The sequence below is a fragment of the Kitasatospora sp. NPDC051702 genome, assembly GCF_040681575.1.
In the GTDB taxonomy this organism is placed as follows: Bacteria; Actinomycetota; Actinomycetes; order Streptomycetales; family Streptomycetaceae; genus Kitasatospora.
The window spans coordinates 1-12519 of record NZ_JBFAZB010000035.1 but is presented as its reverse complement, the minus strand read 5'-3'; the positions used below and the strand labels follow the sequence as shown (position 1 = coordinate 12519).

The 12519-nt window shown below is 72.1% G+C and carries 8 protein-coding genes and 2 pseudogenes; 6 read left to right on the top strand and 4 right to left on the bottom strand.

What is annotated here, in order from left to right; translation table 11 throughout:
- Positions 1–64 precede the first annotated feature (64 nt).
- The 4 genes from AB0N04_RS25875 to AB0N04_RS25860 all read left to right on the top strand — a co-directional run bounded on the left by AB0N04_RS25875 (position 65) and on the right by AB0N04_RS25860 (position 5160).
- Complete coding sequence (locus tag AB0N04_RS25875) at positions 65–1750, top strand: MAC/perforin domain-containing protein (RefSeq protein WP_360221238.1); 1686 nt, start codon at positions 65–67, stop codon at positions 1748–1750.
- Between the two features lie 84 nt (positions 1751–1834).
- Complete coding sequence (locus AB0N04_RS25870; protein ID WP_363365363.1) at positions 1835–2908, top strand: glycosyltransferase family 4 protein; 1074 nt, start codon at positions 1835–1837, stop codon at positions 2906–2908.
- Positions 2909–3235: 327 nt separating this feature from the next.
- Positions 3236–3697 carry a universal stress protein gene (locus AB0N04_RS25865; RefSeq protein ID WP_360221244.1) on the top strand — a complete coding sequence of 154 codons (462 nt, stop codon included), beginning with the start codon at positions 3236–3238 and terminating at the stop codon, positions 3695–3697.
- A 179-nt stretch (positions 3698–3876) separates the two neighbouring features.
- Positions 3877–5160, top strand: a complete 1284-nt coding sequence (locus tag AB0N04_RS25860) for a polyprenyl synthetase family protein (RefSeq protein ID WP_360221247.1) — start codon at positions 3877–3879, stop codon at positions 5158–5160.
- Positions 5161–5296: 136 nt separating this feature from the next.
- On the opposite strand, the pseudogene AB0N04_RS25855 reads toward AB0N04_RS25860, so the two are convergent.
- From AB0N04_RS25855 to AB0N04_RS25845, 3 genes and pseudogenes are all read right to left on the bottom strand, one after another.
- Positions 5297–6253 (bottom strand): annotated as a pseudogene (locus AB0N04_RS25855) (chitinase); the annotation flags it as partial.
- A 204-nt stretch (positions 6254–6457) separates the two neighbouring features.
- Positions 6458–7078, bottom strand: a pseudogene (locus tag AB0N04_RS25850) (carbohydrate binding domain-containing protein); the annotation flags it as partial.
- Between the two features lie 223 nt (positions 7079–7301).
- Positions 7302–8303 carry a helix-turn-helix domain-containing protein gene (locus AB0N04_RS25845; RefSeq protein WP_360221250.1) on the bottom strand — a complete coding sequence of 334 codons (1002 nt, stop codon included), beginning with the start codon at positions 8301–8303 and terminating at the stop codon, positions 7302–7304.
- Positions 8304–8425: 122 nt separating this feature from the next.
- Between AB0N04_RS25845 and AB0N04_RS25840 the strand changes: the two genes are divergently transcribed.
- Positions 8426–8551, top strand: a complete 126-nt coding sequence (locus AB0N04_RS25840) for a hypothetical protein (protein ID WP_360221253.1) — start codon at positions 8426–8428, stop codon at positions 8549–8551.
- Here the strand turns inward: AB0N04_RS25840 and AB0N04_RS25835 are convergent.
- Positions 8529–10058 carry an FMN-binding glutamate synthase family protein gene (locus tag AB0N04_RS25835; protein WP_360221256.1) on the bottom strand — a complete coding sequence of 510 codons (1530 nt, stop codon included), beginning with the start codon at positions 10056–10058 and terminating at the stop codon, positions 8529–8531. The two genes, AB0N04_RS25840 and AB0N04_RS25835, sit on opposite strands and share 23 nt — an antisense overlap.
- Positions 10059–10410: 352 nt before the next feature.
- On the opposite strand from AB0N04_RS25835, the gene AB0N04_RS25830 reads away from it, so the two are divergent.
- Positions 10411–12336, top strand: a complete 1926-nt coding sequence (locus tag AB0N04_RS25830; RefSeq protein WP_360221259.1) for a lamin tail domain-containing protein — start codon at positions 10411–10413, stop codon at positions 12334–12336.
- Positions 12337–12519: the final 183 nt, after the last annotated feature.

Here is a 12519-nt window from a genome sequence, read left to right as displayed (position 1 = left end):
GTCATTCGAATGGAGTAGCCCAAATGGCGTAAGACCGTGGTCGAACTAATCTGAGACTATCCGCATGGGCTCGATCAAGTCGCGATGGAAAGGCCCTGCTGCGCTTGCCCGGACTCCGCCGCGTGCGCGCCGGGCGGCCACTCGCGACACCGAGGAGAAGATCATGGAAGAGACCTCAGGAATCAGCGATATCCAGGGATCCGCACTGTCGACCGCCGGCACCCTGTCACAGGCAAAGGCGATCGGCCAGGGCTTCAACGTGTATGGCACGTACGATGCCTACGGCCTGACGCGACCGCTGGCGAATCCCGCCAAGGCACAGACGCACACCTTCGTCCTCAACGGCAACGAATATCAGGTTCCCGATTACGTCGAGGGTGTGGAAAGCCACGACAGCGAGATTCTCAAAATCGTCGGCGAGGACCGCGAGGACATTCAGGAGCAGATCTCCGCACACGCCGGCCTGAGTGCGTCTTACGGTGCGTTCTCCGGAGAAGTGAAGGCAGACTTCGATTTCTCCAGAAAATCATCGACGGAGAGCTACTACTGCTACTGGAGGCAGGCCCTTCGAATGGCCCTTCTGGAGACCAATCCCGATGCTGCGAAAGCCGCGCTCAGTGATGACTTCGTCCGGGACGTGGAGAAGCTCCCGGCGGGTTTCACCGAGGCCACCAGATCGACCTTCTACACCTTCTTCGCCCGCTACGGCCCCTTCTACGTCCGATCCGCGACCCTGGGCGGCAGGCTGACCCTCTGCAATCAGGTCGCGAAGTCGGAGCACCTCACCTCGATCACGCTGAAAGCGGCGCTGAGCGCGCATTTCAACAAGGTGGCGACCGGCAGCGTGGACGCCGCCATGGAGGCGTCCGCCACGTGGAAGGCGTATCGCCAGGAGTCCGTGGCGAGCATCCGGTGCATGGGGGGTGACCAGGTACTGATCAGCAAGCTCGGGGGCCTCGATCCCTGGACCGGAGGCAAGGAGAGCGCCGAACTGGTGAGCCAGTGGACCGAGAGCCTGGCGGTCCAGCCCGCACTCTTCGACTTCAAGCTCGCCGGCATCTGGGAGCTGGTGGACGACCCCGACCGCGCCCAGGCGGTCCAGGACGCCTGGCAGGGCTACTCCCGCGTCATGCGTCCCAGCGCGCGCATCGGGAGCTGGTCCCGCGAGCTGCACTGGCCGGACGTGGACCGGTCCCGGCCCCGACCGCCGGTCGTCGTGGTCAACGGGACCGCCGTGGAACCCGACGCACCCCCGGACTCGCCTGCCGGCGTACAACTGGTCGTACTGTCCGGCTCGGACCCTCTGGCCGCCGACGGGATTCGGCTGGACCGCTACTACTCCCTCCGCAGGGAACGGGTGTGGTTCGACGCCTACGTCGACCTCTGGAAGCAGGTTGCCACGGACATCAAGGCGCACCAGAAGGCCGGCGACGTCGTCCTGCTGGTGACCTACGGATGGAGCAGCAACATGCCTCCGACCGACGACGCCGTCCGTCAACTGCGGACGGCGGGCTCCGGGAAGGTCCTCGACCACTGGATCGACACCTGCGATCCGGGCAGCCAGAGCGGCAATTCCGTCAGTTGGATGGAACACCCCTGTGTCTTCACGTTCGTCGGAGTCTTCGGCGGCGAACGCGATGACGCGGTCGAGGTCGTGCGCCGGGACTGGTCTCAGCCGGTCGCCAGTCAGGCCGACGTGTACCTCTACCGGGAAGCGCTGCACGGCATCTACTCACCGGCACTGGGCTGAGGCCGCACCGTGCGACTGCTGCTCGTAGGCCAGGGCGCGCGGACGTCCGGGTACGCCCGGGTCCTGCGCACCCTGGCCCCCCTGTTGGCCGACACCTTCGAGACGTCCTACTTCCACATGAACACGCGCACCCGGCTGGAACTCCCCGGAGTCCGGTGCCTCGCGCCGGAACGCATCAGCGACCCCTTCGGAACGGTGGAGCTGCCGGACGTCCTGCGCCGGCAGGATCCTGACGTCGTTCTCGCCTGTCACGACGCCGCGGTACTGGGGCACCATGCTCGGCTGATACGCGAGCAGTGCCCGCGGACCCGGATCGTGCTGTACCTTCCACTCGAACACGAGGCGGTCTGCGACGAGACAGTGGACGGTCTCGCCCTGGCGGACGACCTGGTCTGCTACACGCGGACCGCTCACCGCTGGATCACCGAGCGGCTTCGGCGACACCCTCCCCGGGCCCACCGCCCGCGCCTCAGCGTTCTCCCGCACGGCGTCGACCCGAACGTCTTCGGCCCCTTGGGGTCGCCCGGGGGTGATGAGGCCGGCACGTCTCCGGGGCGGACTTCCCGTGCACGGCAACTGCTCGGCCTTCCCGACGACGGCCCCTTGATCCTCAACGCCAACCGCGACACGCCCCGCAAACGTCTCGACGTGACGCTACGAGCCTGTGCCGCGGCGTTCACCCGCGTCCCGGAAGCCCGACTCGTCCTCACCCACGGCGCCGGTCAGCATGATCGAGCGCGTGCGCTGGGCCTCGGCGACCACCTCGTCGTCCCCGACCGCCCACCGGCCGACGACGCCACCCTCAACCTCTACTACAACAGCGCGGAGGTCGGGCTGAACACCTCGTCGGCCGAGGGCTGGGGCCTCGTGTCGCTGGAACACGCCGCGACCGGCGCCGCGCAGATCATGCCCGACCACCCGGCGCTCCGTGAGATCTGGGGCGGATCCGCCACCTTCGTGCGCTGTGCGGCGGGCGCCGTGGACGGCTACGGGCTCTCGACTGCCGCCGACCACGCGGCCGCTCTCGTCGCGGTGCTCACCGACGCCGCGTTCCGGGACCGTTCGACACATGCCGCCCGGCGGACCGCGACCTCCCCATCCTCCACCTGGGCGTCCATCGCGGAACGGTGGAAGGGCCTGCTCGCCGAACCCGGCTGACGCCGTGCCCGGCCGCGGCAGGCACGTCCCCTCACGAGCGTCCGTGCCCACCTCGGTCCGTACCACGTCCGGCCGCGCCGCGGTGTCCTTGCCCTCCGAATCAACGGCCATGCGGTACCAATAGGAGAGCCGCATGTCGCCGTGTCCCCGGATCTCGGGCGGCCTGGTTCCCGTCTCCTCGTGATCCCCGGGCGGCGGGGTGGCCTTCGACGGCTCGCGGGCCGACACCGGGGACGAGGGCTGCCAGGCCTGCCCGGGCGGCCCGAGACCCACCGATGCTCCCCCTCGGTCGCCGAGGAGGGGAGCCGAATCCCGTGGAGTTGTCCGATGAGTGAGGAAGCAGGTCGAGCGTTTCGCATCGTCGTAGGAGTGGACGGTTCCCCGTCCGCCAGAGCGGCGTTGGCGTGGGCTGTCCGACAGGCCCGGCTCACCGACGCCTCGGTGGACGCGGTGATCGCGTGGCAGTACCCGGTCGGGTACGGTTGGCCCTCGCCCGTCCTCCAGACCTTCGACTTCGAAGCCAACGCCCGGCAAGCCCTGGCCGATTCCGTGGCTCAGGCCGGGATCGAAGCACCGGAGGTCGAGGTCCGGCAGCACGTCGTCCAGGCCCATCCCGCCACCGCCCTCCTCACCGCCGCCGCCGACGCGCAGTTGCTCGTCGTCGGCAACCGCGGGCACGGCGGCTTCACCGAAGCCCTCCTCGGCTCGGTCAGCCAGCACTGCGTCCACCACGCGCGCTGTCCGGTCGTCGTCGTGCGCGGCGAGCCCGAGGATTCCCCGACTGTCTAGACCGTCCGTGGAAGCGGTGGCGGGAACACCTCCGCCGCCCGCCCCGCACGGTCAACCATCCTTCGGAGAAGGGAGGTTCGCCACCGGACGAGAGCAACCGCGAACACCTCGGCCCGGACGCCGCGCCGCCCCGCCGTCTCGTCCGCGGCCCGCCCCGCGGCCGACCCTAAGGTGTGCGCATGGTTATGGCATTCGCCGAGGGCCCCGAGCCGCCCGTGCCCGGACCGTGCGCCCCGAGCCGTGAACCCGGTCCCGCCCCGGTGAACGCCCGTCCGGGCGGCGCTCCGCTGCTCCCCCGACCCCATTCCCCGGAGCCCCGGCCCCCGTCCGAGCCCCCGTCCGAGCCCGAGCGCGAGCGCGGGGTCGAACGCCACCTGGACCGGCTCTACCCTCCCGCGCCCGGCGGCCTGGACGTGTGGCTGCCCGGCGGACACGTCGGCGACCTGTCCGCCGAGACCGAACAGGCCCTCGACCGACGCCTGCACCGGGCCCTGGCCGCACCCGTCCGGCACGTGGTCGAGGCCGGCGGGAAGCGCTGGCGCCCCGCACTGCTGACGCGGATCATCGAGCTGCTCGGCGGCGACGGCGAGCGCTTCGGCGTACTGGCGGCGGCCCTGGAACTCGCCCACACCGGCTCCCTGGTGGTGGACGACGTCCAGGACGGCTCGACGACGCGCCGCGCGAGGCCCGCCGCGCACGAGGTCTACGGTCTGCCGGCCGCCCTGACCGCGGGCACCTGCGCCTACTTCGCCTTCGACCACGCCATCGGCCTCTGCGCCCCCGACGATCCCGAACTGCGGGGGCGGACACGCGAGATCATCCTCGCCGCGCTGCGGGCGGCCCACGCCGGGCAGGCCCTCGACATCCAGGGCCACGGCCGCGAGCTGGAGCAGGCCGTCGCCACCGGTGACAACCGCCCGCTGCTGGAACTGGTGCTGGCCACCCACCGGCTGAAGACCGGTGCCCTGGTCGGCGCCTGCTGCCGGATCGCCGCGCTCACCGCCGGCGCCGGTCCGGCTCTGGAACGGGCGCTGCTGCAGTGGGGGACGGCCCTCGGCACCGCCTACCAGATCACCGACGACGTGGCCGACCTGTGCGGCGTCACCGACCGGAACGGCACCCCGACGAAGCGGGTGGCGGAGGACCTGCGCAACGGCAAGGTCACCCTGCCGCTCGCCCACGCCGTCACGCTGCTCCCCCGCCCCACGGCCGAGGCCCTGTGGGCCGCCGTCCGCGGCGGCGACGCGACCGAGGCCGACGTCCGGGCGGCCCGCACCACCCTGCTCGACTGCGGCGCCGTCGCCGCGAGCGAGGACCACGCCGACCGCCTGCACACCGACGCCTGGCGCACCCTCGAACCGCTGCTCCCCCGCACCGTGGACGCCACCCGCCTCCGCACGGCGGGCCGGCGGGCCGTGTTCGACGGCCTCGGCTCCGAGGGTCGGCCGCCGGACGGGCCCTGATCGCCGCCGGGCTCCGCTCCGGCCGACCGGGGGCCGCGGAGCCCGGCGTCAGGCCGGCGCGGCGCCGGGCGAGCCCTGCGTCAGGCCGGCGCGGCGTGGATGCCGGGCGGGAGGCGTCCGGGAGGCCGCCGGGAGGTCAACGGCCCTGGAGGGCCTTGACGTTGTCGCCGAAGCTCCAGCCCTTCGAACCGTCCCAGTTGATCGACCAGGTCATCAGCCCCTTCAGCGAGCCGCTGAAGGCGTTCCACGACTGGCTGACCAGGCCCGGCGCCATGTAGCCGCCACCGGCGCCGGGTTGGGCCGGCAGGCCGGGAACCTGCTTGTCGTAGGGCACCTTGACGGTGGTGCCCTGGATGGTGAGGCCGTTGTTCAGGCAGGTGGTCTGCACGGTGAAGCCCTGCACGGTGCCGGCCTGGTAGGAGTCGCCGGAGCAGCCGTACATGCTGCCGTTGTAGTACTGCATGTTCAGCCACCACAGCTGCCCGTTGTCGGCGTACTTCTTGATGATCGGCAGGTAGGCGCCCCAGATCGAGCCGTAGGTGACGCTGCCGCCGGTGACGTAGGCCGTCTCGGGGGCCATCGTCAGGCCGAAGCCCGCCGGCATCTGGGCGAGCACGCCGTCGATGATGCGCACCAGGTTGGCCTGGGAGGCGGAGAGCGTGTTGATGTTGCCGCTCCCGGACAGGCCGGTCTCGATGTCGATGTCGATGCCGTCGAAGTTGTACTTCTTCAGGATCGGGACGACGGTCGCCACGAACCTGTCGGCGACGGTGCTGGAGCTCAGGTCGATGCCCGCGGCGGCTCCGCCGATCGACATCAGGACGGTCGCCCCGGCCGCCTTGGCCTGGCACATCTCGGCGGGGGTCGAGACCTTGACGTTGGCGTCCATGCCGTCCTGCCACAGGACGGTGCCGTCGGAGAGGATCACCGGGAAGGCGGCGTTGATGACGTTGTAGCCGTGCGCGGCCATCCGGCTGTCCGTGATGGGGACCCAGCCCATGCCGGGGTGGACGCCGTTCGCGGCGCCGTCCCAGTTCTCCCAGTACCCCTGCAGGACCTTGCCGGACGGCTTGGGCTTGGTCGGGCAGGTGTCACCACCGGGCGGCGTGGTGGTGGGCGGGGCGGTGGTGGGCGGGGCCGTGGTGGGCGGCGCCGTGGTGGGCGGGGCGGTCGTCGGCGGGGCCGTGGTGGGCGGCGCCGTGGTCGGTGTGGCGGTCGGCGTGGGGGTGCTGCCGCCGGGGCCGGTGAGCGACACGTCGTCCGCGTAGTACGCGGGCTGCCCGTACCAGCCGTGCAGGTAGACGGTGACGGAGGTGGTGCTCGCCCCGGTGGTGAAGCCGACGCTGAGCTGTCCGTACGTCGCGCTGTTCGGCGTCCAGGTCGACTGGGCGCCCGACAGGCCGGTGCCGGTGGCGCCCAGGTAGACGTAGCTGCCCTGGACGTAGGCGCTCAGCGTGTACTGGGAGTTGGGCTGCACGCTGACGGTCTGGGTGCACTGGGCGCTGTCCTGGCCGGACGGCGTGGCCCTGAGCGCGGAGGCCCCGGAGTGGACGGGCGACGTGACGGCCGCGCCGGACCCGCCGGTGCAGGTCCAGTCGGAGAGTCCGGTCTCGAAGCCGGGGTTGGCCAGCAGGTTGGGGGTGGCGGCACCGGCCGTGACGGTACCGGCCACGGCGAGGCCCGCGGCGACGACGGCGGCGGCGCTCACCCCGGCGAGGGTGCGCCGGAGGACGGTCGGCCCGGGCCCGGTGCGGCCGGCGCTGCGGTTCGCCCGCGCGCCGTGCTCGACGCCCGCCCGGTGCGGGCTGGGAGCCCCGGGCGGCTCGGCGCCGGCCTGGGCGCCGTCGGGGCGGACGAGGTCCGGACCGGGGTGGAACCCGCCCGACGGGCGTGGAGTGCGCGACCTCCGACGGAACATGCTGTGCTCCCTTCCCGCCGAGCGTCATGGACATGACCGACGCGTGGGGGCGTGACGCCCGGCTCTGGGTGAGGTGGGGGGACATGTGGGGCTGTGCCGGACCGGATCGTAGGAGGGGCCGCAAGGCCGGGTCAATAGGTCTGGACCAATTGCGGGCAGGCTGGCCCGTTCCGGCGAACGACGCGCACACCGACGGGACCGTTGCCTCCGGCCCGTCCTGACGTCAGATCAGGTCTCCGCCGAGCCCCGGTGTCCCCTTGAGGCGCTGGTAGAGCACGTGGTGGGAGTGGCGCCTGCGGGTGACCAGCCCGGCCCGGTGCAGGATCTGCAGGTGGTAGGAGACCGTCGCCGGGCTCAGGTACAGCCGCTGGGCGAGCTCCGCGGTGGACCGGGGGTGGCCGAGCTCGGCCAGGATCCGCGCCCTCGTCGCGCCGATGAGCCTCGCCCCGCCCGACGGCGCCAGGCAGTCCGCGGGGGCCGCGGGATAGACGATCAGCGGGGTGCGGGGTGCGGGCGCGCCCGGCGGCTCACCCGCGCAGAAGATCGCCTGGTTGGCGAAGACGCTCGGCACCAGGATCACCGCGTCGGCCCGCAGCGTCAGGCCGTGCGGACTGCCCGGGCGGAGCCGGACCGTCAGTTCGCCGTCGCGCCACGCCAGGTTCGGGGCCAGCCGGTTGAGGGTGGCGGCGAGCCCGTGGTGCGCGATGTCGGTGGCCCGGGCGCTGACGTCCGCCTCCAGCCGGGCCCGGATGCCGGGCCAGGACGGCGCGAGGGCCGCGCGCCAGAACTGCGTCATCTCGTCCGCGAGGCGGTGCGCCAGGTACTGCTCCCCGCGTTCGAGGGCCCGGTGCAGCAGCCGCGGCGACGGCCGGTCCGAATCCGGGTCCCACGCATGGCCGTTGACGGCCAGCCCCAGCTCGTAGCCGATCCGTTCCGGCGGGGTGGTGACGACCCGGTGCAGGGCCGCGTCGAGGCTCGTCTCGAAGCCCTGCGACTCCGGCCGCAGGAAGTCCGGGGCGTAGCCGCACGGCCCGCCGCCGCCCACCACGCCCAGCAACCCGAGCCGCTCCTGTGCCAGCGCCTCCCCGGCCCGGGCCCGCCACTCGGCGCTGAGCACCTTCGGCGTCCGCCCGAAGGCGTAGAGCAGGTCCTTCGCCGAATCCAGCGGGGACACCGCGAACCTGACGCTCCCCAGACCCTCGGCGCCCAGGCTGATCCGTATCACGGGCCGTACCCCCTCCGCACCGGCATCCGAAATCCATCGAATCACTCGACCGGCCCGAACGGCCCGGGATTCCCTGGATTCACCGCACCAGCCCGGCACGCCCGACGAAGGGAACCACGACCATGACCACCCGCAGGACGCTCGCAGCGGCGGCCCTCGCCGCCAGCACCCTCGCCACCCTCGCGCTCGATGCCGGGGTGCCGGGGCGGCGCCCCGGGCGGTGCGTCAGACGGCGGGACCGCCGGTGACCAGGGCCGTGATCGCGTCCCGGAGGTCCGGGCCGAGCTCGCCCCAGCCCTCCTTGTAGCCGTAGACGCCGGCCAGGGTGCGGGCCTCGTAGTCGCCGTTCATGATCTCGACGTCGTCGGGCGTGATGAGCGCCGGGTGGGCCACGCCGACGGCCCCCGAGACCTTCAGCAGCTCCTTGCGCAGGGTGCGCAGGTAGACGGCGGCCCGGGTGGCCTTGGAGGCCGGGTCGAGGCCGCGGGCCAGCCACGGGTTCTGGGTCGCGATGCCGGTGGGGCACTTGTCGGTGTGGCACTTCTGCGCCTGGATGCAGCCGATCGACAGCATCGCCTCACGGGCCACGTTGATCATGTCGACGCCCAGGGCGAAGGCCACGGCGGCGTTCTCGGGCAGGCCGAGCTTGCCGGAGCCGATGAAGGTCAGCTCGTCGGTGAGCCCCAGCTCGGCGAAGGTCCCGTAGACCCGGGAGAAGCCCATCCGGAAGGGCAGCGACACGGAGTCGGCGAACATCCGCGGCGCCGCGCCGGTGCCGCCCTCCCCGCCGTCGACCGTGACGAAGTCGACCCCGCGGTCACCGCGCGCCATCAGCGTGGCCAGCTCCTGCCAGAAACCCGCCTCGCCCACCGCGCTCTTGACGCCGACCGGCAGGCCGGTCTCGGTGGCGAGCAGCTCGACGAAGTCGAGCATCGAGTCGACGTCGCCGAAGGCGCTGTGCCGCGACGGGGAGGCGCAGTCCTCGCCGACGGGGATGCCGCGGATCGCGGCGATCTCCGGGGTCACCTTGGCACCCGGCAGCATCCCGCCGAGCCCCGGCTTGGCGCCCTGGGAGAGCTTGATCTCGATCGCCCTGACCGGGGCGCCGGCGACGACCTCCTTGAGCTTGTCGAGGTTGAAGCTGCCGTCCTCGTTGCGGCACCCGAAGTACGAGGTGCCGAGCTGGAGGACGAGGTCGCCGCCGTTGCGGTGGTACGGCGAGAGGCCGCCCTCGCCGGTGTTGTGCAGCGTGCCCGCGAGCGCCGCCCCCTTGTTGAGGGCCGTGACGGCCGCGCCGGAGAGCGAGCCGAAGCTCATCGCCGAGATGTTCACCACGCTCGCCGGCCGGAACGCCCGGGCGCGGCCGCGCGGCCCGCCCAGCACCTTGGCCGAGGGCAGCGGGGCCTGCGGGTCGTGGGTGTCGGGCAGGGCGCCGGCGAAGGTCCGCTGCTTCAGGTAGGCGTGCCCCTGCACGTGCTCGACGTCGAGCTCCGTCCCGAAGCCGAAGTAGTTGTTCTGCTCCTTCGCCGACGCGTAGATCCAGGTGCGCTGGTCCCGGCTGAACGGGCGCTCCTCCTCGTTGGAGGTCACGATGTACTGCCGCAGCTCCGGCCCGATCCGCTCCAGCAGGTAGCGGGCGTGCCCGACCACCGGGAAGTTCCGGAGCAGCGCGTGCCTCTTCTGGGTGAGGTCGCGGGCGGCCAGCAGGGCCACCGCCGTCGCGGCGGCGGCAGCGCCGATCTTCCGGGCTTGCATGGACGGTCCTCCTCGGTGCACGACCCCGTCGCCGTGCGGTGGAGTCGCTGTGTCCTGTCGGGCGGTGGACGGCGGGCACGGGGCCGGGCAGGCGGCAGCGTCCGTCGAAGAATGCGACACGATGGTAAGAGGCCGACCGAACGGGCGTGCGGCCAGGGTCCGCTCCGGACCGCGGACCGCCCCCGGCGGGGCCCCGACCACCCCCGGTGGGGCCGCGGACGCCTGGCGTTCCGGTGCCCAGCAGACGGCATTCAGCCGGCGTACACGCCGTTTCAAGCTTGTGACATCAGAGTTCGGCCTCGTGCCTACCTCACACTCGCGTGCCGGCGTCGCCTCCGTGTGCGCCGCGGCTTTGACGTTCTCAGGACTGGTCGCCACCGGGCTCGTCGCCGCGCAGCCCGCGGCCGCCGCGGACCCGGCCGGCTACCAGAACGTTCGGATCAACGAGGTCACCTCGTCGAACAACGACACCGTGGAGCTCTTCAACACCGGCTCGACCGCCGTGAGCATCAGCGGCTGGAAGATGTCGGACGACGGCTTCTCCCCGCAGTCGTTCAGCCCGTCCTCCACCACCATCGCCGCCGGCGGCTTCGTCACCTTCAACTCCCCCAAGGGGCTGGGTGACTCGGACAAGCTGGTGATCTACACCGCCGACGGCACCGTGGTCGACCGCGTCGACTGGGCCTCCGGCGCGGCGAAGCCCGCGATGGCCCGCTGCGGCGGCGACGGCACCGGCGCGTGGGTGACCACGACCGCCGCGACGACCTTCGGCAGCGCCAACGCCCCGGGCTGCCCGTCCTCCCTCCCGGCGGCGAGCCGCATCCGGATCAACGAGGTCACCTCGGACGGCGCCGACACCGTCGAGCTGTACAACGGCGGCACCAGCGCCGTCGGCATCGGGTCGTGGAAGTACGTCGACAACGACACCACCCACGCCCCGGTCTCGATCTCGTCCTCCTCCCCGAGCGCCACCAGCATCCCCGCGGGCGGCTACGTCACCTTCAACTCCACCCTCGGGCTGGGCGACAACGACTCCGTCCTGCTCCTCGACGGCAACGGCACCACCGTGGACTCGGTGACCTGGGCGACGGGCGGCGCCAAGCCCTCGGACGAGCGCTGCGCCAACGGCACCGGCTGGTTCCGGACCGCCGTGACCGCGACGCCCGGCGGCGCCAACTCCTGCACGGGCGCCGGTGGCGGCGGTGGCGGCGGACAGACCGGCCACCTGCTCGGCGGCGGCGGCGCGCTCACCAGCGGCTGCACCCCCGAGGCCCCCGGCGGTACGGGTTCCACCCCGGCCGGCACCCTGGCCTGGCCGGGCGGCCTGGACGTCACGATCGCCGACAACGTCTGCGCGTTCACCACCTCCACCGGCCCCGAGGGCCGTGACCTGAGCGGCCTGGCCTTCGACCCGGCGAACCCGTCCGTGCTGTGGGCCGCGAAGAACAAGAACTGGCTGTACAAGCTGGTCAAGAGCAACGGCAAGTGGGTCCCGGACCCGTCGTGGAGCGCGACCGGCAAGCAGATCCGCTTCGCGGGCGGCACCGGCCAGCCCGACTCCGAGGGGCTGACCGTCGGCGCCAACGGCCACGTCTACGTGACCTCCGAGCGCGACAACGGCAACAACACCGTCCCCAAGGACACGATCATGGAGTTCGACCCGGCCGCGACCGGCTCGACGCTCACGCCGATCCACCAGTGGGACATGACCTCGCAGTTCCCGCAGCTCGACACCGGCAGCAAGGACGACGCCAACCTGGGCTTCGAGGGCGTCGGCTACGTGCCCGACAGCTGGCTGACCGCGAACGGCTGGGTCGACCCGCTCACCGGTGCCGCCTACAACCCGGCGAACTACCCGCTGCACGGCGCGGGCCTGTTCTTCGCCGGCCTCGAGTGGGACGGCACGCTGCACGTCTACGGCCTCAACTCCGACGGCACCTTCACCACCTTCGGCACGGTCGCCACCGGCAAGGTCTCCGTGATGGACGTGACCTTCGACGCCGGGACCCAGCGCATCGTGGCGACCTGCGACAACACCTGCGGCGAGACGCACACCTTCCTGAAGGTCAACGCCTCGGGCGCGATCGTCCCGGACGTGACCTACACGAACCCCGCCGTCATGCCGGTCGACAACCTGGAGGGCTTCGCGCTCGCGCCGACCTCCACCTGCGTCAACGGCTTCCGCGAGGCGGTCTGGAGCGACGACGGCATCTACGGCTTCGGCTCCGGGACTTCCTCCTACGGGCACTCGCTCTACAGCGGCACCTTCCCCTGCTGAACCGTCCGACCGCCGAGTGAGCGGCGCGGGAGCCCGTCGGGCACCCGCGCCGCGCGCAGTTCCGGAGCTCCCGGCAGACGGGGTCACGACCGCGACCGTCCCCGTCCGGCGGGAGCTTCGTCGACGGGTTGACGCCAGCACCGCCGGGGCCTTCATCGGCTGCCCATCGAAGCCCAGCGGGGC

Excerpts from the sequence above, each read along its gene's own strand:
- AB0N04_RS25860 (WP_360221247.1), top strand. The coding sequence starts at position 3,877 with ATGGTTATGGCATTCGCCGAGGGCCCCGAGCCGCCCGTGCCCGGACCG.
- AB0N04_RS25840 (WP_360221253.1), top strand. The coding sequence starts at position 8,426 with ATGACCACCCGCAGGACGCTCGCAGCGGCGGCCCTCGCCGCCAGCACC.
- AB0N04_RS25865 (WP_360221244.1), top strand. The coding sequence starts at position 3,236 with ATGAGTGAGGAAGCAGGTCGAGCGTTTCGCATCGTCGTAGGAGTGGAC.
- AB0N04_RS25875 (WP_360221238.1), top strand. The coding sequence starts at position 65 with ATGGGCTCGATCAAGTCGCGATGGAAAGGCCCTGCTGCGCTTGCCCGG.
- AB0N04_RS25835 (WP_360221256.1), bottom strand. The coding sequence starts at position 10,058 with ATGCAAGCCCGGAAGATCGGCGCTGCCGCCGCCGCGACGGCGGTGGCC.